17 protein-coding genes are annotated in these 20,334 nt (G+C 72.5%); 4 read left to right on the top strand and 13 right to left on the bottom strand.

Features of this window, described 5'->3' with window-relative positions; translation table 11 throughout:
• Positions 1 to 109 precede the first annotated feature (109 nt).
• Complete coding sequence (locus tag ACZ7MX_RS09775) at positions 110 to 2,341, top strand: ATP-binding protein (RefSeq protein ID WP_472130976.1); 2,232 nt, start codon at positions 110 to 112, stop codon at positions 2,339 to 2,341.
• A 27-nt stretch (positions 2,342 to 2,368) separates the two neighbouring features.
• Here the strand turns inward: ACZ7MX_RS09775 and rpsD are convergent, their stop codons facing one another.
• Positions 2,369 to 2,980: a 30S ribosomal protein S4 gene (gene rpsD, locus ACZ7MX_RS09770; RefSeq protein WP_261952560.1), complete on the bottom strand. Its 612-nt coding sequence runs from the start codon at positions 2,978 to 2,980 to the stop codon at positions 2,369 to 2,371.
• 185 nt (positions 2,981 to 3,165) lie between these two features.
• On the opposite strand from rpsD, the gene ACZ7MX_RS09765 reads away from it, so the two are divergent.
• Complete coding sequence (locus ACZ7MX_RS09765; protein WP_472131365.1) at positions 3,166 to 3,918, top strand: DUF2470 domain-containing protein; 753 nt, start codon at positions 3,166 to 3,168, stop codon at positions 3,916 to 3,918.
• 40 nt (positions 3,919 to 3,958) lie between these two features.
• Here ACZ7MX_RS09765 and ACZ7MX_RS09760 read toward each other — a convergent pair whose 3' ends face one another.
• The 4 genes from ACZ7MX_RS09760 to ACZ7MX_RS09745 form a co-directional block, all read right to left on the bottom strand.
• The gene (locus ACZ7MX_RS09760) at positions 3,959 to 5,329 is read right to left on the bottom strand and encodes a replication-associated recombination protein A (protein WP_472130974.1); all 1,371 of its coding nucleotides are present in this window, start codon (positions 5,327 to 5,329) and stop codon (positions 3,959 to 3,961) included.
• Between the two features lie 98 nt (positions 5,330 to 5,427).
• Positions 5,428 to 6,069, bottom strand: coding sequence for a vitamin K epoxide reductase family protein (locus ACZ7MX_RS09755; protein WP_472130972.1), 642 nt, complete (start codon positions 6,067 to 6,069; stop codon positions 5,428 to 5,430).
• A 200-nt stretch (positions 6,070 to 6,269) separates the two neighbouring features.
• Positions 6,270 to 7,532, bottom strand: a complete 1,263-nt coding sequence (gene hisS, locus ACZ7MX_RS09750) for a histidine--tRNA ligase (protein ID WP_472130971.1) — start codon at positions 7,530 to 7,532, stop codon at positions 6,270 to 6,272.
• Between the two features lie 11 nt (positions 7,533 to 7,543).
• Positions 7,544 to 8,257, bottom strand: a complete 714-nt coding sequence (locus ACZ7MX_RS09745) for an MBL fold metallo-hydrolase (RefSeq protein ID WP_472130969.1) — start codon at positions 8,255 to 8,257, stop codon at positions 7,544 to 7,546.
• Between the two features lie 160 nt (positions 8,258 to 8,417).
• Here ACZ7MX_RS09745 and ACZ7MX_RS09740 point away from each other — a divergent pair, with 160 nt between their 5' ends.
• Both ACZ7MX_RS09740 and ACZ7MX_RS09735 read left to right on the top strand, forming a co-directional pair.
• A complete protein-coding gene (locus ACZ7MX_RS09740; RefSeq protein ID WP_472130967.1) occupies positions 8,418 to 9,245 on the top strand; it encodes a peptidylprolyl isomerase in 828 nt (275 codons plus the stop codon).
• Positions 9,246 to 9,460: 215 nt separating this feature from the next.
• Positions 9,461 to 10,690: a DUF349 domain-containing protein gene (locus ACZ7MX_RS09735; RefSeq protein ID WP_472130965.1), complete on the top strand. Its 1,230-nt coding sequence runs from the start codon at positions 9,461 to 9,463 to the stop codon at positions 10,688 to 10,690.
• A gap of 63 nt (positions 10,691 to 10,753) precedes the next feature.
• Here ACZ7MX_RS09735 and ACZ7MX_RS09730 read toward each other — a convergent pair whose 3' ends face one another.
• The 8 genes from ACZ7MX_RS09730 to ruvC form a co-directional block, all read right to left on the bottom strand.
• Positions 10,754 to 13,363, bottom strand: a complete 2,610-nt coding sequence (locus ACZ7MX_RS09730; protein ID WP_472130963.1) for a RelA/SpoT family protein — start codon at positions 13,361 to 13,363, stop codon at positions 10,754 to 10,756.
• A 173-nt stretch (positions 13,364 to 13,536) separates the two neighbouring features.
• Positions 13,537 to 14,085: an adenine phosphoribosyltransferase gene (locus ACZ7MX_RS09725; protein WP_472130961.1), complete on the bottom strand. Its 549-nt coding sequence runs from the start codon at positions 14,083 to 14,085 to the stop codon at positions 13,537 to 13,539.
• Positions 14,082 to 15,197 carry a protein translocase subunit SecF gene (gene secF, locus ACZ7MX_RS09720; RefSeq protein ID WP_472130959.1) on the bottom strand — a complete coding sequence of 372 codons (1,116 nt, stop codon included), beginning with the start codon at positions 15,195 to 15,197 and terminating at the stop codon, positions 14,082 to 14,084. Before secF ends, ACZ7MX_RS09725 begins: the two co-directional genes overlap by 4 nt.
• Position 15,198: 1 nt before the next feature.
• On the bottom strand, positions 15,199 to 16,962 hold the full coding sequence (gene secD / locus ACZ7MX_RS09715) for a protein translocase subunit SecD (protein WP_472130957.1): 1,764 nt from the start codon (positions 16,960 to 16,962) through the stop codon (positions 15,199 to 15,201).
• 149 nt (positions 16,963 to 17,111) lie between these two features.
• Entirely contained in the window at positions 17,112 to 17,708 is a 597-nt protein-coding gene (gene yajC / locus ACZ7MX_RS09710; RefSeq protein WP_472130955.1) for a preprotein translocase subunit YajC, read from the bottom strand.
• A gap of 119 nt (positions 17,709 to 17,827) precedes the next feature.
• Positions 17,828 to 18,916: a Holliday junction branch migration DNA helicase RuvB gene (ruvB, locus tag ACZ7MX_RS09705; protein ID WP_472130954.1), complete on the bottom strand. Its 1,089-nt coding sequence runs from the start codon at positions 18,914 to 18,916 to the stop codon at positions 17,828 to 17,830.
• Between the two features lie 103 nt (positions 18,917 to 19,019).
• Positions 19,020 to 19,640: a Holliday junction branch migration protein RuvA gene (gene ruvA / locus ACZ7MX_RS09700; protein ID WP_472130952.1), complete on the bottom strand. Its 621-nt coding sequence runs from the start codon at positions 19,638 to 19,640 to the stop codon at positions 19,020 to 19,022.
• A complete protein-coding gene (gene ruvC / locus ACZ7MX_RS09695; protein WP_472130950.1) occupies positions 19,637 to 20,188 on the bottom strand; it encodes a crossover junction endodeoxyribonuclease RuvC in 552 nt (183 codons plus the stop codon). The genes ruvA and ruvC overlap by 4 nt, the downstream gene beginning before the upstream one ends.
• Positions 20,189 to 20,334 lie beyond the last annotated feature (146 nt).

Here is a 20,334-nt window from a genome sequence, read left to right as displayed (position 1 = left end):
GCCGTGACTGTCCGTCCGTACCCAGTTCTCCGCGCCGGGACGGGGGCGTCCGGGGAATCGGGAGAGGTGATTGTACGGTCCGCATCCCGCCGAGTACGCTCCGTGTGCCATGCGACGCTTCACGGGCTCCGGGCCCGCTTCGGGTCCCTCCCCCGACCGTCCGGAAGGGCCGGGGAGACGGCCGGGCGGGCCGGGTGGGCCACCGGGTGCGCCGGGCAATCTCCCCGCGGAACTGAACCGGTTCATCGGTCGCGACGACGAGCTCGCCGAGCTGGTCCGGCAGGTGGGTTCGGCCCGGCTGGTGACCGTCACCGGGCTCGGCGGGGTCGGCAAGTCACGGCTGGTCCACCATGGTGCGGCGATCTTGCAGGATCGCTTCTGCGACGGGGTGTGGCTGGTCGAACTGGCCTCCCTGAGCGAGCCGCACCTCCTGGACCACGCGGTCGCCGAGGCCCTCGCGGCGGCCGACCACAGCGGCCGACCGGTGCGCGCCACCCTCTGCGACCACCTCGCCGGCCGTGAGCTGCTGCTCGTCCTGGACGGCTACGAGCACCTGGTCGACGCCTGCGCCGGTCTGGCCGCCGAACTGCTGCGCCGCGCGCCGGGGCTGCGGGTGCTGGCGGCCGGCCGGCGGCCGCTGGGCATCCCGGGCGAGCAGCTGATGCCGCTGGCGCCGATGCCCGGGGGCGATGCGGCGGCGTTGTTCGCCGACCGGGCCGCGGCCGTCGTTCCGGGTTTCACCGTCGGGCCGGCGAACGAGGCCGCGGTCGGTGAACTCTGCGACCGCCTGGACGGCATCCCGCTCGCACTGGAGCTGGCCGCCGGGCGGCTGCGGGCGCTGTCGGTGGACCAGGTGCTGCTCCGGCTCGACGACCGGTTCCGGCTGCTGACCGGCCGGGCGAGGGGCGCGCTGCCCCGCCACCAGACGCTGCGCTGCGCGATCGGCTGGAGCCATGAGCTGTGCACGCCCGGGGAGCGGCTGCTGTGGGCGCGGCTGTCGGTGTTCGCCGGGCAGTTCGACCTGGAGGCGGCGGAGTACGTCTGCTCGGGACCGGAGCTGCCGGCCGACGAACTCCTGGACACGCTGGAGGAGTTGGTCGCCCAGTCGGTGCTGGTCCGCGAGGAGACCGCGGCCGGGGTGCGCTACCGGATGCTGGACACCGTACGGGCCTACGGCGCGGGCTGGCTGGCGGCGACGCAGGACGCCGAGCGGCTGCGGCGGCGGCACCGGGACTGGTACCTGGGGCTGGCGACGTGGTGCGAGCTGGACTGGTTCAGCTCGCGTCAGGCGGAGATCGCGGCCCGGATCGAGGCCGAGCTGCCCAATCTGCGGGTGGCGCTGGAGGAGAGCCTGCAGAGCACCACCGAGACGCATCTGGGCCAGTACCTGGCGGGCACGCTGTGGTTCTACTGGGTCGGCTGCGGGCGGCTGTCGGAGGGCCGGCACTGGCTGGACCGGGCGCTGGAGCTGGACGGCGGCCATGACGACGCCCGGCTGAAGGCCCTGTGGGTGGCCGGTTACGTGGCGGTGCTCCAGGGGGACACCGTCGGCGCGCTGGGGGCGCTGCAGGAGTGCAGCGAGGAGGCCGAGCGGACCGGGAACGCCACCGCGGCCGCCTACGCGCTGCACCGCACCGGCTGTCTGGCGCTGGTCTGCGACGACATGCCGCGGGCCGAGGAGCTGCTGCGCGGGGCACTGGCGCGCTACCGGGAGATCGGCGAGCTCAACAGCAATGTGCTGATGGGGCAGGTCGAGCTGGCGATGGCGGTGGCCTTCCAGGGCGAGCTGGCGGACGCGGTGCGGCTGTGCGAGGACGTTCGGCAGGTGTGCCAGGACCACGGGGAGCGCTGGACGCTGGCGTACGCGCTGTTCGTGCTGGCCTTCGCGGCCTGGTCGCGCGGCGAGGCAGGGCAGGCCCGGGCGCTGCTGGAGGAGTGCCTGGCCATCGACCACACCTTCCACGACCTGCTGGGCGCGGTGCTGGCGATCGAGCTGCTGGCGCTGGTGACGGTGGGCGAGGGCGATGCGGCGGAGGCGGCGGTGCTGCAGGGCGCGGCGGGGCGGATCTGGCCGTCGGTGGGGCTGCCGCTGTTCGGCTCGCGCTACTTCAGCCGGCCGCACGCGCTGTGCGAGGACCGGGCCCGGCGGGAGCTGGGGGACCGGGGCTACGAGCGCTGTCTGCGGGAGGGCGGGCGGCTCGACCTGGACGCGGCGGTGGCGCGGGTCCTGCGGCCGGCCGGCCCGCTGCCGGCGCCGCGCCGGGCGGTGCGGATCGCGCGGCCGGCCACGCACGAGCCCGCCGCCTCCCCCTCCGCGAGCGGCGGGGAGACGGCGGGCTGAGGTGGTGCTGCGCCGCGCGGTGTGACGTCAGCGGGCGTAGTACTCGACGACGAGCTGCTCGTCGCAGATCACCGGGATCTCCTTGCGGTTGGGGTCCCGGTCGAGGCGGAACGCCAGCGCGGGGAGGTTGACCTCCAGGTAGCGCGGGGTCTCGCCGTCGGGGGCGTAGCCGCCCTCGCGCGCGACCTGGAAGGGGTGCTTCTCGCGGCTGCGCTCGCGGACCATCACGACGTCGCCGGGGCGGACGCGGAAGGACGGCTTGTCGACCTTGCGGTCGTTGACCGCGATGTGGCCGTGGACGACCATCTGGCGGGCCTGGTAGATGGTGCGGGCGATGCCCGAGCGCAGGACGAGCGCGTCCAGACGGCGCTCCAGCTCGACCACCAGGGCCTCGCCCGTCTTGCCCTCGGCCTTGCGGGCGCGGTCGTAGGCGCGCGCCATCTGGCGCTCGCTGATGTCGTACTGGGCACGCAGGCGCTGCTTCTCCAGCAGACGGACCTTGTAGTCACTGCTCTGCTTGCGGCCGCGGCCGTGCTCGCCGGGCGGGTACGGGCGGGCCTCGAAGTACTTGACGGCCTTCGGCGTCAGCGCGATGCCGAGCGCGCGGGACTTCTTGACCTTGGGACGCGACTGGTTCACGTGGAACGTTCCTCCATGTAAGTTAGGTGAGGCTTACCTTAGCGCGAGGAGAACGCATGTTTCGACCTGGGATCCCCCTGCCCGGTGCTGGTCAGAGCACCGGGACGGGTCAGCCGCGTCCCAAGGAAGACGCCCGGCAGCCGACCGCCGCCGAACGCGTACGCACTCTCGTCGAATCCCATGGTATGGCGTCGCTGAGCGTCCCCGGAGTCGAGGACCCGGACGAGACCGGGCTCGCCGCTCCGGTCTGCCGGACCGTGACGCCCGACGGAGACGTGCTGTTGCTGGTTCCCGGCGACTGTGCGGCGGCCCGCGCGGCCGCCCACGCCCAGGACGACGACCTGACCGCCGTGATCGAGATCACGGATGTGGCACCGGTCTCGGTGCCACACCGCATCCGCGGCCGGGCCTGGCTGGCCGGCTGGCTGACCCCCGTACGCAACGGTCAGCGCGCCGAGGCCGCGCTGCTGCTCGCCGAGCGGCACCCGGTCGGCGAACTGCTCGGACTCGGCGAGGCACTGCACCCGGAGCCGGCACCGGGGCTCTACGGGCGGACCGCCTGGATGATGCTGCGCCTGGAGGTCGGCGAGGGGGCGGTGGACGACCTCTGGGGCGCCGGGCCGGTCGAGCCGGACGACTTCGCGGCCGCCGCGCCCGATCCGCTGGTCGCCCACGAGGCCGAGCTGCTGCAGCACCTGGCCGCGGCGCACGGCGAGCAGATCCGCGGGCTGTGCTCGCTGCTGGGCGAGCGCGGCCGGGTCTGCGGGGCGCACGAGAAGGCCGTACCGGTGGCCCTGGACCGCTTCGGGCTGCGGGTCCGCTTCACCGACCCCGCACGGCGCTCCTTCGACGCCCGCTTCGACTTCCCCGAGCCGGTACGGGACGTGGCCGAACTGCGGCGGGCGATGCACACGCTCTTCGACGCCGCGGCGCAATAGGCCGCGCCCGCGGGCCTGTGGGGCCGGTGCCGCCCGCCGCCTACTCGGCGGCCGGCTCCCCGGTGGCGCCGCGCAGACGGGCCCGGACCCGGTCCGCCACGTCGGCGTAACGGGCCTCGGCGCCATGGCGGGTGGGCTCGTAGTAGCGCTTGCCGTGCACCTCGTCGGGGGCGTACTGCTGGGCCGCGATACCGCCGGGCAGGTCGTGCGGGTACTGGTAGCCGTGGCCGTGGCCGAGCTTCTGGGCGCCCTTGTAGTGGCTGTCGCGCAGATGGAGCGGCACCGCGCCGGCCTTGCCGGCCCGGACGTCCGCCAGCGCGGCGTCGATGGCCAGATAGGCGGCGTTCGACTTCGGCGCCAGGGCGAGGGCGATGGTGGCCTGGCTCAGCGTGATCCGGGCCTCCGGGAAACCGATCAGCGCCACGGCCTGGGCGGCGGCGACCGCGGTCTGCAGCGCCGTCGGATCGGCCAGCCCGATGTCCTCGCTGGCGGAGATCATCAGCCGCCGGGCGATGAACCGGGGGTCCTCCCCCGCCTCGATCATCCGCGCGAGGTAGTGCAGCGCGGCATCGACGTCCGAACCGCGGATCGACTTGATCAGGGCGCTGGCGACGTCGTAGTGCTGATCGCCGGACCGGTCGTACTTCACCGCCGCGCGGTCGACGGACTCCTCCAGCGTCGTCAGGGCGATCTCCTTCTCGCCCTTGGCCAGCGCGGCTCCGGCGCCCGCCTCCAGGGCGGTCAGCGCGCGCCGGGCGTCGCCGCCCGCGATGCGCAGCAGATGCGCCTCGGTGTCGTCGGGGAGCGTGACGGCCCCGGCCAGACCGCGGGCGTCGGTCAGCGCCCGCCGCATCAGGGCGCGCAGATCGTCGTCCGTGAGCGGTTCGAGGGTCAGCAGCAGCGAACGGGAGAGCAGCGGGGAGATCACCGAGAAGTACGGGTTCTCGGTCGTCGCGGCGATCAGGGTGACCCAGCGGTTCTCCACCGCGGGCAGCAGGGAGTCCTGCTGGGCCTTGCTGAAGCGGTGGATCTCGTCGAGGAAGAGCACCGTCTCCTTGCCGTACCCGCCGGTGGCGCGGCGGGCGCCGTCGATGACCGCGCGGACCTCCTTGACGCCGGCGGTGATCGCGGAGAGCTCCACGAAGCGCTTGTTCGTGGCCTGGCTGACGACGTACGCCAGGGTCGTCTTGCCGGTGCCGGGCGGGCCCCACAGGAACACCGACGACGGCCCGGCGGGCCCCCCGCTGCCCTCGCCGACCAGGCGGCGCAACGGCGAGCCGGGCTTGAGCAGATGCTGCTGGCCCACCACTTCGTCGAGGGTGCGCGGACGCATCCGCACGGCGAGCGGAGACCCCGCGGGGTCCTTCTCCTGGCGGTCTTCGGCGGCGGCGGTGAACAGGTCGGGCTCCACGCTCACGAGCCTATGCCACCCCACTGACAACGCCCCGGCGACCGTCGGGGACGGACCGGGGCGCAGGCGGCCTCCCGGCTGAACGGGAGGGCGGTTCGCTACAGCAGGCCGATCCAGAACGACCACCAGCGGGTCAGGATCAGCAGCGCGATCACGCCGTACCAGAGGACCGGCACGACCCAGTGGAACTCCGCGACCGCGTTCCGCACGCCCGCGGGGGCCGGGATGACGCCGTGCTTGATGTTGTGCGCGGTGGTGTACCAGAACATCAGGATCGTCACGCACCAGGTCAGCGTGCACCACAGGCACAGCGCGTTGATGCTGTACAGCGACTGGCCCATCAGCCACATGCAGAAGACCGCGGCGAGCCCGGTGCCGATGTTCAGGCCGATCCAGTACCAGCGGCGGAAGCGGGCACCGGCCAGGACCGCCATGCCGATCGCCACGACCACCCCGAAGCCGACGAGCCCGGCCATGGGGTTGGGAAACCCGAAGACCTCCGCCTGCTTGCTCTGCATGACGCTGCCGCAGGAGATGATCGGGTTGAGGCTGCAGGCCGGCGTGAAGTTCGGGTCCTTCAGCAGCTCGAACTTGTCCAGGGTGATGACCCAGGCGGCCAGGAGGCCCAGCGCGCCGGTGATCACCAGCAGCAGCCCGAGGCCGCGGCCCGCGCCCAGGGTGCGCGCGCCACTCTCGTGGTCGTCGTCGAGGGACACGTCATCAACCGCTGTCGTCGTCATATCGCCGTTCCGTCGATGCCTTGGGAAGGGGGCTGCGGCAGGCGGGCCCGCGGCCGCGTCCCTCATTGTGCCCCAACCCCACCACAACGGGCCGTTCGCTGCGCATAAAGCGGATGAACCCCCGGTGCGGGGTGTTGACGCGAGGGGCCCGGACGGTCGCACCGCCCGGGCCCCTCGCCACCTCGTCGTCCGACCGTGCCTCAGCCCAGCCGGCGCCGGACCTCCTCGGCCACGGCGTCCACCGCGACCGGCGTCTGCTCGCCGCTCTCCAGGTCCTTCAGCTGCACGACGCCCTCGGCCAGATCACGCTCGCCGGCGACCAGCGCCAGCCGCGCACCGGAGCGGTTGGCGGACTTCATGGCGTTCTTCAGGCCCTTGCCGCCGTAGGCGAAGTCGGTGGCGACGCCGGCCCGGCGCAGCTCGGTGACCGCGCCGAACAGCACCCGGCGGGCCTCGTCGCCGAGCGGGACGGCGTAGACGGCGGTGGCCGCCGGGATGTCGAGCGTGACGCCCTCCGCCTCCAGGGCCAGCACCGTGCGGTCCACGCCCAGCGCCCAGCCGACGGACGGCAGCGCCGGGCCGCCGATCATCTCCGACAGGCCGTCGTAGCGGCCGCCGCCGCCGACCGCGGACTGCGAACCGAGGCCGTCGTGGACGAACTCGAAGGTGGTGCGGGTGTAGTAGTCCAGGCCGCGCACCAGCTTCTCGTCGTCCTCGAAGGCCACGCCCGCCGCGGTCAGCAGCTCACGCACCTGCTCGTGGTACGCCTTGCACGCCTCGCAGAGGTAGTCGCGCAGCATCGGCGCCCCGGTCAGCTGCTTCTGGACCGCGTCCCGCTTGTCGTCCAGGACCCGCAGCGGGTTGATGTCGACCCGGTTCCGGGTGTCCTCGTCCAGCTCCAGGCCGCGCAGGAAGTCCTGCAGCGCGGCGCGGTAGACGGGGCGGCACTCCTGGTCGCCCAGCGAGTTGAGCAGGATGCGGAAGTTGCGCAGGCCCAGCGAGCGGTACGCCTGGTCGGCCAGGATGATCAGCTCGGCGTCCAGCGCCGGGTCCTCGGCGCCGATCGCCTCGGCACCGACCTGGGAGAAGTGGCGGTAACGGCCCTTCTGCGGGCGCTCGTAGCGGTAGTACGAGCCGGAGTACCAGAGCTTGACCGGGAGGTTGCCGGCCTTGTGGAGGTTGGCCTCCAGTGCGGCGCGCAGCACGGAAGCGGTGCCCTCGGGGCGCAGCGCGATCTTGTCGCCGCCCTTGGTCTCGAAGGCGTACATCTCCTTGGTCACGATGTCGGTGGACTCACCGACGCCGCGCGCGAACAGCTCGACGTTCTCGAAACCGGGCGTCTCGATGTAGCCGTAGCCGGAGTTCTTCAGCGGCGCGGCGATCGCCTCGCGCACCGCGAGATAGGTGGCGGACTGCGGCGGGATCAGGTCGTAGGTGCCCTTGGGGGCCTTGAAGGTGCTCACGGAAGCTCTCGTCACATTCCTCGTCGTGGAGCGGCGCGGACGCCGTCTCCGAGGCCGGCGGCCACCTCGCGAAGGAAGGGGTTGGTGGCGCGCTCGCGGCCGATGGTGGTCTGGGGGCCGTGGCCGGACAGCACGACGGTCGAGTCGTCCAACGGCAGGCACACGCGTGCCAGCGACGTCAGGATCTCGGCGTGGTCGCCGCCCGGCAGGTCGGTGCGTCCGATGGAGCCGGCGAACAGCAGGTCGCCCGAGAAGAGGACCGGCGGAACGTCGGCCTGCTCGGGCATCCTGAACGTCACCGACCCCTTGGTATGGCCCGGTGCGTGCGCGACCGAGAACTCCATTCCGGCGAGTCCGAGGACGGCACCGTCGCTCAGCTCCTTGACGTCGTCGGGCTCCCCCACGGTGAGGTCGCCCATGAGCTGCTGGCCGACGGAGAGGCCGAGGGCCTTCTCCGGCTCGGTCATCATGTAGCGGTCCTCGGGGTGGATCCAGGCCGGGACGTCGTGCGCGCCGCACACCGGGACGACCGACGCGACATGGTCGATGTGGCCGTGCGTGAGGACGACCGCGACGGGCTTGAGCCGATGCTTCCTGACCGCGTCCTCGACTCCCTGGGCGGCCTGGTGGCCCGGGTCGATGATGACGCACTCCTCGCCTGCGGCGGGGGCGACCAAATAGCAGTTGGTGCCCCAGGCCCCGGCGGGGAACCCGGCAATCAGCACGTTCGTCCTTAAGGATCGGTGTGGCGGGCGGCCGCGGGGCCGCTCCCGGACATCTCGGCAGCTCCAGAGCCTACCGGCGGGACTCCCGGCAGGGCGAACCCGTATACGGTACGGCGACGGCGGACCTCAGCGATCGGTGATCGGACAAGGAGACGAGTCGGTGGTCAGCAAGGATCAGCGGCGGCGGCAGCTCGCCCGGGAGAAGTACGCGCGCCAGCAGCAGCGGCGGACCGCCGCCCAGCACAGGGCCAGGCGCCGCAACGCCGTCATCGCCGGCGCGGTGGCCGTCGCACTGGCCGCCGGCGGGGCCGTCTACGCCTCCACCGCGCTGATCGGCGGTGACGACCGGACGTCCGACGCGGCCGCCGGCAGCCACCGGCCGGACGACCCCTGCCGCACCCCCGCGAAGGGCGCGCCGTCGCAGCAGACCTGGAAGAAGGAGCCGAAGATGTCGGTCGACACCTCGGCCTCCTACCGCGTGAAGCTGGCGACGACCTGCGGCACGATCGGCCTGAAGCTGGACGCCGGCAAGGCGCCGCACACCGTCAACTCGTTCGCGTTCCTGGCCCGGCAGGGCTTCTTCGACCACAGCCGCTGCCACCGCCTGGTGGACCAGGGCATCCACGTCCTGCAGTGCGGCGACCCGACGGCCACCGGCAGCGGCTCCCCCGGCTACACGATCCCGGACGAGAACCTCAAGGACCCGCGGCTCAAGGGCGGCGTCTATCCGGCGGGCACGGTGGCGATGGCCAACAGCTACGACGGCCGGAACCCCAAGACCCGCAACTCCGGCGGCAGCCAGTTCTTCCTCGTCTACCAGGACAGCAAGCTGCCCGCCAACTACACCCCGTTCGGCACCATCACCGGCGGTATGGACGTCCTGCGCAAGATCGCCGCTGCCGGGGCGACGGCCCCCGACCCGCAGACCGGCAACACCGCGCCGCACGCCACCGTCGTGATCGACCGGGCGACCGTCACGAAGTCCTGACCGGCCGCCGGGCGGAATTTCGGTCGTGCTGGATGCGGACAGCCGACCGCCCGTCGCCTAGATTGGCGTGTGGGTAGGGTGCCTGGTCCGACGGCTTCCACCCTCACCCGCAAAACCACCCGTCGGACGGTCAGGGCGCGGCCCTGCCGGACAGAAACTGTGGACGATGCCGGGGGGCCGTACGCCCTTCGTCGGCATCATGTGGAGGAGGCGCTGTGAGCAGCGACCCGTGGGGCCGCGTCGATGAGACGGGGACCGTGTACGTGCGTACCGCCGACGGCGAGCAGGTCGTCGGATCGTGGCAGGCGGGCAGCCCCGAGGAGGCCCTTGCCTACTTCGAGCGCAAGTATGACGGCCTGGTCGTCGAGATCGACCTCCTCGAACGCCGGGTACGGACCACCGACCTGTCGGCCAAGGACGCGATGACCGCGATCGACCATCTGCGCCAGCAGGTCGACGAGCACCACGCGGTCGGCGATCTGGCCGCGCTCCGGAAGCGGCTGGACAAGCTGGTGGAGGTCGTCGAGTCCCGCCGCGAGGAGCGCAAGGCGCAGAAGGCGCGGCAGAGCGACGAGGCCCGGCAGTCCAAGGAGAAGCTGGTCGCCGAGGCCGAGGAGCTGGCGGCCAGTGAGCAGTGGCGGGCGGCCGGCGAGCGGCTGCGGGCGCTGGTCGACATCTGGAAGGGCCTGCCGCGGCTGGACCGCAAGGCGGACGACGAGCTGTGGCACCGCTTCTCGCACGCCCGCTCGGCGTTCTCCAAGCGGCGCAAGGCGCACTTCGCGTCGCTGGACGCGCAGCGCGAGGAGTCCCGCAAGGCCAAGGAGAAGCTGGTCGCCGAGGCGGAGTCGCTGTCCAACTCGACGGACTGGGGGGCGACGGCCGCCCGCTACCGCGAGCTGATGCAGGAGTGGAAGGCCGCCGGCCGGGCCCAGCGCGAGCACGAGGACGACCTGTGGAACCGCTTCCGCGGCGCCCAGGACGTCTTCTTCCAGGCCCGCGGTGAGGTCTTCGCGGAGCGCGACGCCGAGCAGCGGGAGAACCTGACCCGCAAGGAGGAGCTGGCCGTGGAGGCCGAGAAGCTGCTCCCGGTCTCGGACCTGAAGGCCGCGCGGTCCGCGTTCCGGTCGATCAACGAGCGGTGGGAGGCCATCGGCCACGTCCCGCGGGACGCCCGCCCCAAGATCGAGGGCCGGATGCACGCCGTCGAGCGCGCCATCCAGGAGGCCGAGGAGGCCGAGTGGCGGCGGACGAACCCTGAGGCGCGGGCCCGCGCCGCGGGGCTGACCGGCCAGCTCCAGGACGCCGTCGACAAGCTGCAGAAGCAGATCGACGCGGCCCGGGCGGCCGGCAACGACGCCAAGGCCGACAAGCTCGGCCGCGAGCTGGAGGGCCGCAAGGCGCTGCTGGACCAGGCGCTCAAGGGCCTGGAGGAGTTCGGCGGCTGAGCAGGCCGCGTACGAGGAGGGCCCCGGTACCCAGGTACCGGGGCCCTCCTCGTGTCCGCGGCGTTACGGCCGGCGCGCCGAGGTCACGCGGTAGACGTCGTACACGCCCTCCACGCCCCGTACGGCCTTCAGGACGTGCCCGAGGTGCTTGGGGTCGCCCATCTCGAAGGTGAAGCGGGAGGTGGCGACCCGGTCGCGGGAGGTCTGGACGGCCGCCGAGAGGATGTTGACGTGCTGGTCGGACAGGACCCGGGTGACGTCCGACAGCAGCCGGGAGCGGTCCAGCGCCTCCACCTGGATGGCGACCAGGAAGACCGAGGACTGGGTGGGCGCCCACTCGACGTCCAGGATCCGTTCCGGCTGCCGGGACAGCGAGTCGACGTTGAGGCAGTCGGCGCGGTGCACCGAGACGCCGCTGCCGCGGGTGACGAAGCCGATGATGGGGTCGCCCGGCACCGGGGTGCAGCAGCGGGCCAGCTTGACCCACACGTCGTCGACGCCCTTCACGACCACGCCCGGGTCGGCGCTGGAACGGCGCTTGGAACGCGGCCGGATCGGGGTGGACTCGGCGATGTCCTCGGTGGCCTCGTCCTGCCCGCCGAGCGCCTGCACCAGCTTCTGGACGACGCCCTGCGCCGCGACGTGGCCCTCGCCGATCGCGGCGTAGAGCGAGGAGATGTCGGGGTAGCGCATCTCGTGCGCGAGCGTCACCAGGGAATCGCCGGTCAGGATCCGCTGGATCGGCAGGTTCTGCTTGCGCATCGCGCGCGCGATGGCGTCCTTGCCCTGCTCGATGGCCTCGTCGCGGCGCTCCTTGGAGAACCAGCCGCGGATCTTGTTGCGGGCGCGCGGGGACTTGACGAAGCCGAGCCAGTCGCGGGACGGGCCGGCGCCGGCCGCCTTGGAGGTGAAGACCTCCACCAGGTCGCCGTTGTCCAGGGTCGATTCGAGCGGGACGAGCCGGCCGTTGACCCGGGCGCCTATCGTGCGGTGGCCGACCTCGGTGTGCACCGCGTACGCGAAGTCGACGGGCGTGGCCCCGGCCGGCAGCGCTATCACGTCGCCCTTGGGGGTGAAGACGAAGACCTCGTTGCGGGACAGGTCGAAGCGCAGCGACTCCAGGAACTCGCCGGGGTCCTCGGTCTCCTTCTGCCAGTCGAGCAGCTGCCGGAGCCAGGCCATGTCGTTGACGGTTTCCTGGCCCTTGCCGGCGTTCTTCGGCACGTCCGTGCGGACCTTGGACGCGCCGGCCACCGCCTCCTGCTTGTACTTCCAGTGGGCGGCGATGCCGTACTCGGCGCGGCGGTGCATGTCGAACGTGCGGATCTGCAGCTCGACGGGCTTGCCGCTGGGGCCGATGACTGTCGTGTGCAGCGACTGGTACATGTTGAACTTCGGCATCGCGATGTAGTCCTTGAACCGGCCGGGGACCGGGTTCCACCGCGCGTGGATGGTGCCGAGGGCGGCGTAGCAGTCGCGGACGGTGTCGACGAGGACGCGGATGCCCACCAGGTCGTAGATCTCGGCGAAGTCGCGGCCGCGCACGATCATCTTCTGGTAGACGCTGTAGTAGTGCTTGGGGCGGCCGGTGACGGTGGCCTTGATGCGGGCGGCGCGCAGATCGGCCTGGACCTCGTCGGTCACTATCGCGAGGTACTCGTCCCGCTTGGGCGCCCGCTCGGCGACCAGCCGCACGATCTCGTCGTACATCTTGGGGTAGAGGATCGCGAAGGCGAGGTCCTCCAGCTCCCACTTGATGGTGTTCATGCCCAGGCGGTGGGCGAGCGGAGCGTAGATCTCCAGCGTCTCGCGGGCCTTCTTCTCCTGCTTCTCCCGCTTGAGGTAGCGCATGGTGCGCATGTTGTGCAGCCGGTCGGCGAGCTTGATGACCAGGACGCGCGGGTCCTTGGCCATGGCGACGACCATCTTGCGGACCGTCTCGGCCTGCGCGGCCTCGCCGAACTTGACCCGGTCGAGCTTGGTGACGCCGTCGACCAGCAGCGCGACCTGGTCGCCGAAGTCGCCCCGCAGCTGCTCCAGGCCGTACTCGGTGTCCTCGACGGTGTCGTGCAGCAGCCCGGCCATCAGCGTCGCCGGGTCCATGCCGAGCTCGGCGAGGATCGTGGTGACGGCGAGCGGGTGGGTGATGTACGGGTCGCCGCTCTTGCGCTTCTGGCCGCGGTGCCAGCGCTCGGCGACCTGGTAGGCGCGCTCGATCTGGCGCAGCGTGCCCGTCTCGATCTTGGGGTCGTTGCCGCGGACGGCCCGCAGCAGCGGTTCGAGCACCGGGTTGTACGGGCTGGAGCGCTGCACACCGAGGCGCGCCAGGCGGGCCCGTACGCGGTTCGGGGAGCCGGAGCGGCCCGCCGGGGCGGCCGGCAGCGGCTTGGCGGCGGCCGGCTGGTCGGCCTTGGCCGGGGGCTTGGGGGCGCGGGCCGGTGCGGCCGCGGGGTGGGGCGAGGCGGCGGCGGGCCCCGGCTTGGGCGCGGGGCGGGGCCGGTCGGCGGGGGCCGCCGTCCCGGACCGGCCGGTGCCCTCGGGGGTCGTGCCGTGCCGCTCGGGCCGGGGCGCGTCCGGGGAAGCCCCGGTCGCGGGCTTCGGCTCGTCCGGGCGCGCGGCATGGGATCCCGCCGGACGCAGTCCGGGGGAGAGCGGCTGGGCCTCGTCTGGCAAGAGCACTCCTCAAGCGGTTCCGGACCCCAGGCCCTCGAACAGGCCGGGGTGCCATGGTATCGAGCCCGGGGCCGCAACCGCCGCGCGGCCATGGGTACGTACATGACACAGCAGCAGGGGCACCCGGATTGTTCCGGATGCCCCTGCTTGTCCAGCAGGTGGGACGGCCCTGGTCAGACCGTGATCAGCGCCTCCAGCGGGGCGCCCTTCAGGCCCGGCTCCAGGCGCCGGCGCCCGGCGAGGAAGCCGAGCTCCATCAGCACCGCGACGCCGGCGACCTCGGCGCCGGCCCGGCGGATCAGCTGGAGCGAGGCATCGGCGGTGCCGCCGGTGGCCAGCACGTCGTCGATCACCAGCACCCGCTCCCCCGGCGTCAGCGCATCGGCGTGCATCTCGATCTCGGCGGAGCCGTACTCCAGCTCGTAGGACTGCCCGAGCGTCGCACCAGGCAGCTTGCCGGCCTTGCGGACGGGGACGAAGCCGAGGCCGGCCCGGACCGCGACGGGGGCGGCGAGTATGAACCCGCGCGCCTCCAGGCCCACGACCTTGTCGGCGCCGTGCCGCTCGCACAGCCCGGCGAGGGCGTCGGTGAGCGCACCGAAGGCCGCCGGATCGGCCAGCAGCGGGGTGATGTCCTTGAACATCACGCCCGGCTTGGGATAGTCCGGCACGTCCGCGATCTTGCTGAGCAGCAGCTCCCGCAGTGCTCCGGGGCCGTTCATCGGCGCTTGCCCGACGGGCGGCCGCGTCCGCGGTTACGGGCGGCGGGCTGGTGGCGGGGGCCGACGACCGCGGGGCCGTCCTCGCCGTCCGCCGCACCCTCGGGCGCGGACTCGCCGTCCTCCTGGCTCGCGGCCTTGGCGGCGGCCGCGGCGCGCTTGGCCTTGACCCGCTTGGCCAGCGCCTTCATCTCCGGCTCGCTGTTCTTGAGGTCGGTGACCAGCGGGGTCGCGATGAAGATCGAGGAGTACGCACCGGCGGCGAGACCGACGAACAGGGCCAGCGAGATGTCGTTGAGCATGCCCGCGCCCAGCAGACCGCCGCCGACGAACAGCAGACCGGCGACCGGGAGCAGCGCCACGACGGTGGTGTTGATGGACCGCACCAGCGTGCCGTTGATCGAGCGGTTGGCGATCTCGCTGTAGGTGAAGCGGGTCTGCTTGGTGATGTCCTTGGAGGCTTCCTTGAGGCTGTCGAAGACGACGACCGTGTCGTACAGCGAGTAGCCGAGGATGGTCAGCAGACCGATGACCGTGCCCGGGGTGACCTCGAAGCCGACCAGGGCGTAGACGCCGACGGTGATCGTGAGGTCGTGGATCAGCGCGATCAGGGCGGCCAGCGCCATCCGCCACTCGAAGGCGATGGCCAGGTAGAGCACCACCAGGACCATGAAGATGCCCAGGCCCAGCCAGGCCTTGTTGGCGATCTCCTCGCCCCAACTCGGGCCGACCAGCTGGGTGTTGACGTCCTGGGCCGGGACCTTCAGCTCCTTGGCGAGCTGCTCCTGGACCGGCACCGCCTGCTTGGTGTCCAGACCGCCGATCTGGATCCGCAGCGCACCGTCGCCGAGCTTCTGCACCACGGCCTGGTGGCCACCGGACGCGGACTCGGCCCGGGCCTGCGCCTCCGCGGTCGACACCGAGGTCTTCGGGGTCGAGAAGACCGCGCCGCCGGAGAACTCGATGCCCATGTTCAGACCGCGCACCGCCAGGCCGACGATGGCCGTGATGGTGATGAGGATCGAGATGCCGTACCAGATCTTCCGCTTGCCGATGAAGTCGTAACCGACCTCACCGCGGTAGAGCCGGGCGCCGATGCTTCCGAGCTTGGACATCTCACGCCTCCTTCGTCTGGGTGGGGGCGGTGCGACGACGGCGCAGCGGCGGCTTGGCGCCCAGGCGCTTGGGGTCGAGGCCGGACCAGGGGTGCCCGTCGGCGAAGAACTTCCGGCGGGCCAGCAGCGTCATCAGCGGCTTGGTGAAGAGGAAGACCACGACGACGTCGAGCACGGTGGTCAGACCGAGCGTGAACGCGAAGCCCTGGACCTTGCCGACGGTGACCGCGAACAGCACCGCGGCGGCCAGGAACGACACGAAGTCGGAGACCAGGATCGTGCGGCGGGCCCGCGGCCAGCCGCGCTCGACGGCCGGACGCAGGGTGCGGCCCTCGCGGATCTCGTCCCGGATGCGTTCGAAGTAGACGATGAACGAGTCGGCGGTGATGCCGATGGCGACGATGGCGCCACAGACCGCCGGGAGGTTCAGCGCGAACTGGATGGCCGGCCCGAGCAGCGTCATGATCGCGTACGTCAGGATCGCCGAGACGCAGAGGCTCGCCAGCGCGACCAGCGCCAGGCCCCGGTAGTAGGCGATGAGGTAGATCACGACCAGCCCCAGGCCGATCGCGCCGGCGATCAGACCGGCGTGCAGCTGCTCACCGCCGAGCGCCGCGGTGACCGAGGTCTCGTCGACGATCTTGAACGAGAGCGGCAGGGCACCGTAGGAGAGCATGTTGCCCAGGTCCTGCGCGGACTGCTGGGTGAAGCCGCCGGAGATGGTGGCGTTGCCGCCGTTGAGCTGCTCGCTGACCCGCGGGTCGGAGACCACCGCGCCGTCCAGGACGATCGCGAACTGGTTCTGCGGCTGCGCCTTGGTGGCGAGCTTGCCGGTGATGTCCGCGAACTTCTTGCCGCCGTCGGAGGTGAAGTCCATCTGGACGATCCAGCCCTGGCCCTGCTGGCTGTCGAAGACGGCCTTGGCGCCCTTGACGTCCGTGCCCTCGACGGCCACCGGGCCGAGCACGTACTTCTGGGTGCCCTCGGTGTTGCAGGCCACGACCGGGTCGGTGGGCTTGGCCGCGGCGGCCTGCTCACCGGCGGCGGCGCGGCCCTGCTTCGTCGAGCAGTCCAGCGCGTTCAGCTTCTTCTGGAGGGCCGGCGGGATCTGGTCGCCACCGGGCGCCGGGGGCGTCGGAGGCGTGGAGGGCTTGGCCGGACCCGAGGGGGTGGGCTTGGCGGACGGCGCCTTCTTCAGGGAGTCCGTGACGGCGCGGCCCTGCGTCGAGGGCTTCGCGTCGGGCTTCGGCGAGGAGGAGGCGTGCTGCTGGGTGCCGCCGGCCTGCTGGCCGCCCTTGCCCTTGGCGTTCTTGCCGCTCTGCGACGGGTTGGGCTTCGGCTCGGGGGTCTTCGTGCCCACGGTGGTGGTCAGCACCGGGCGGAAGCCGAGCTGGGCGGTGGTGCCGACCTGCTGGCGGGCCTGCTTCGCGTTCGTCCCCCGGGGGATGTTCACGATGATGTGGTTGGTGCCCTGCGTCTGGACCTCGGTCTCGGAGACGCCCAGACCGTTGACCCGCCGGTCCATGATGTCGGCGGCGGTCTTCATGTTGGTCGGGTTGATCGCGTTGGGCCTGCCCGGCATGTTCTCGGCCTGGAGCGTGAAGCTCGTACCGCCGGCCAGGTCGATGCCCAGCCGGGGCGCCAGGGTGCCGGAGTAGAACATGCCTCCGATCAGCCCCGCCATCGCGATCAGGACCAGGAGCAGGGTGCGGACCGGATGCCCCTGGCCCGCGGGCGCCCTGCGGCCCTTTTTCGGTGCTGCCACCTTCTCGATTCTCCCTGTCCAACCCCTCGGCCTGGGGTATCGGCCGAGCGGCCACGAAGTGTTGTGGGGACCTGCCCCCGCCGGAGCCTAGACCGTCCCGGAACCGCGGTGCACGCCTCGACGGGTGCTCCGCGGTTCCGTGGGAGGGACTACTTCGCGTCGCCGCCGGTCTTCTTGTCCTTCTCGGCGGCGTCCGCGTCGGCCTTGGCGCCGTCCCCGGCGTCCTTGGTTTCCTTGCCGGCCCCGGCCTCGTCGGCCGCGGGCTGCTCGGCGGCGGGCTCGGCGTCGGCCGGCGTCGCGGCCTTGCCCAGGTCGATCTTGTCGGCCTTGTCACCCGTTTCGGTGGCTTCGCCGGCGGTGTCGCCGGTCAGCGACGAGGCGTCGTCCGGGACGACGGTCTCCTCGGCGTGGATCGGGTCGGCACCGTCCAGGATGCGGTTGTACTCCTCGTCCGCGAGCACCGCGCCGATGGCGTTCTTGGCGTAGATGGCGTGCACGCCGGGGGCGACCTCAAGGAGGACGGTGTCCTCGTGGACCTCCTTGACGGTGGCGTACATGCCGCCGATCGTGCGCACGCCGGCGCCCGGCTGCATCTGGTTGCGCATCTGCGCGGCCGCCTGCTGCTTCTTCTTGGCGGACCGCGTCATCAGGAACATGGCCCCGATGAGGACGATGAAGGGGAGGAGAGAGACGATGTTGGGCACGGGACGAAGATCCTTCGCACGACCGCGCAGCCGCGGCCTCATATACGGGGGTGGTATGCCGGCCCCTACGGACGGCATCGGCGGAGTCTAAGCGAGTCCCCACCAGTGGAACAACGCCCAGCATCGCACCGCAGTTCCTGCCCGGGCGAGTCCCCGCGCCGTCACGCCCCGAACAGGCCCTGCTGTCCGTTTCCGCCCGCTTGGTGCTGCGGCGGAACCATCCCCAGATGCGCCCAGGCCGCAGGGGTGGCGATCCGCCCGCGCGGGGTCCGGGCGAGCAGGCCCTCCCGTACGAGGAACGGCTCGGCGACCTCCTCGACCGTCTCGCGCTCCTCCCCCACCGCCACCGCCAGGGTGGACAGGCCCACCGGGCCGCCGCCGAACAGCTTGAGCAGGGCGGTGAGCACCGCACGGTCGAGGCGGTCCAGGCCGCGCGCGTCGACCTCGTAGACCCCCAGGGCCTGCGAGGCGATCTCGCGGGTGATCACGCCGTCGGCCTTGACCTGGGCGTAGTCGCGGACCCGGCGCAGCAGGCGGTTGGCGATCCGGGGCGTGCCGCGGGACCGGCCGGCGATCTCGGCGGCGCCGTCCGCCTCCAGGGGGACGTCCAGCAGGCCGGCCGAGCGGTGGATGACCCGCTGGAGCTCCTCGGGGGCGTAGAACTCCATGTGGGCGGTGAAGCCGAAGCGGTCGCGCAGCGGCGGCGGCAGCAGACCGGCCCGGGTCGTGGCTCCGACCAGCGTGAACGGCGGAAGGTCCAGCGGAATGGCGGTGGCGCCCGGGCCCTTCCCCACGATCACGTCGACGCGGAAGTCCTCCATCGCCATGTAGAGCATCTCCTCGGCGGGCCGGGACATCCGGTGGATCTCGTCGAGGAAGAGGACCTCGCCCTCCTGGAGGGAGGAGAGGATCGCGGCGAGGTCGCCGGCGTGCTGGATGGCGGGGCCGGAGGTGATCCGGATCGGGGCGCCCATCTCGGCAGCGATGATCATCGACAGGGTCGTCTTGCCGAGGCCGGGCGCGCCGGAGAGCAGGACGTGGTCGGCGGTGGCGCCGCGGGCCCGGGCGGCGCGCAGGACCAGGTCGAGCTGTTCGCGCACCCGCTCCTGGCCGACGAACTCCTGGAGGTCCTTGGGCCGCAGCGCGGCCTCGACGGCGGTGTCCTCACCGTCGGCGTCGGCGCCGACCAGCCGGTCGGGGCCGGCCGGGGCGGCGTCGTCGGTGGCCGGTGCGGTGTCGTCCCAGTTCACTGCGGAATGCCTCGCGGGGTCGGGGCGGCCGGGCCGCCGGTCGGGTCGTACGGTCGCGGGCCGGGGCGCCGCGCACGGCACGGGGCGGGGCCCGCGGCGGCGGTCATCGGGCGCGGTTGAGGGTCTGCAGGGCGGCCTTGAGCAACTGCGGCACCTGGGGGGCGCCGCCCTCGGCGACGGCGGCCTCGGCCTGCGGGGCGACCGCGGCGACCGCCTCGTCCGCCTCCCGGGTGGCGTAGCCGAGGCCGATCAGGGCGGCCTGCAGCTGGTCGCGCCAGCCGGCCGGGCCCGCGGCGGCCGCCGCCGGACGACGGCTGCCCACCGGCGCGCCGAGCCGGTCCTTCAGCTCCAGCAGCAGCTTCTGTGCGCCCTTCTTGCCGATGCCGGGCACGGCGGTGAGGGCCTTCTCGTCGCCGGTGGAGACCGCCAGCCGCAGGGCGTCCGGGGAGTGCACCGCGAGCATGGCCTGGGCCAGCCGGGGGCCGACGCCGCTGGCGGTCTGCAGCAGCTCGAAGGTCTGCCGCTCGTCGTCGTCGGCGAAGCCGTAGAGGGTGAGCGAGTCCTCGCGGACGACGAGGGAGGTGGCGAGCCTGGCCGGCTCGCCGACGCGCAGGCCGGAGAGGGTGTTCGGCGTGCACTGGACGGCCATGCCGATCCCGCCGACCTCGACGACGGCGGCATCGGGGGCCAGGGCCGCGACCGGGCCGGAGACAAAGGCGATCATCGGGTGCCCTTCGGCGTACGTACGGGAGCGGGGGTGCGGCGGGCGGCGGCCTGCGCCTCCTGGAGGCGGTTGACCGCGGGGGCGCGCCATATGTGGCAGATGGCGAGGGCGAGGGCGTCCGCGGCGTCGGCCGGTTTGGGCGGGGCGGAGAGCCGCAGCAGCCGGGTCACCATCGCGCCGACCTGGGCCTTGTCGGCCCGTCCCGAGCCGGTGACGGCGGCCTTGACCTCGCTGGGGGTGTGCAGCGCGACCGGCAGTCCGCGGCGGGCGGCGCAGAGCATGGCCACCGCGCTGGCCTGGGCGGTGCCCATGACCGTACGGACGTTGTGCTGGCTGAACACCCGCTCCACCGCGACGAATTCGGGGCGGTGGCGGTCCAGCCACTCCTCCAGGCCGCGCTCGATGAGGACGAGACGGTGGGCGACGTCCGCGTCGGCCGGGGTGCGGACGACACCGACCCCCACCATCGTCAACGGGCGCCCGGCCACGCCTTCCACCACGCCGACCCCGCACCGGGTCAGCCCCGGGTCCACCCCGAGCACCTTCACGACGCCCTCCCCTCTCACGCACCGCGCCACGACCGCCGCACCCTCGTGCTGCCGCCCGGGGACCTGCCGAACCGGCCGTCGGCCCACCGACCTGACGGACCGTTTCACCCCGCACCTCCCCCTTGGGGGGCGCGGAGATCCCCTGC

Source organism: Streptomyces sp. NPDC107765 (assembly GCF_055657085.1).
The sequence above is the reverse complement of the archived record's forward strand: the minus strand, read 5'-3'. Positions and strand labels throughout refer to the sequence as shown.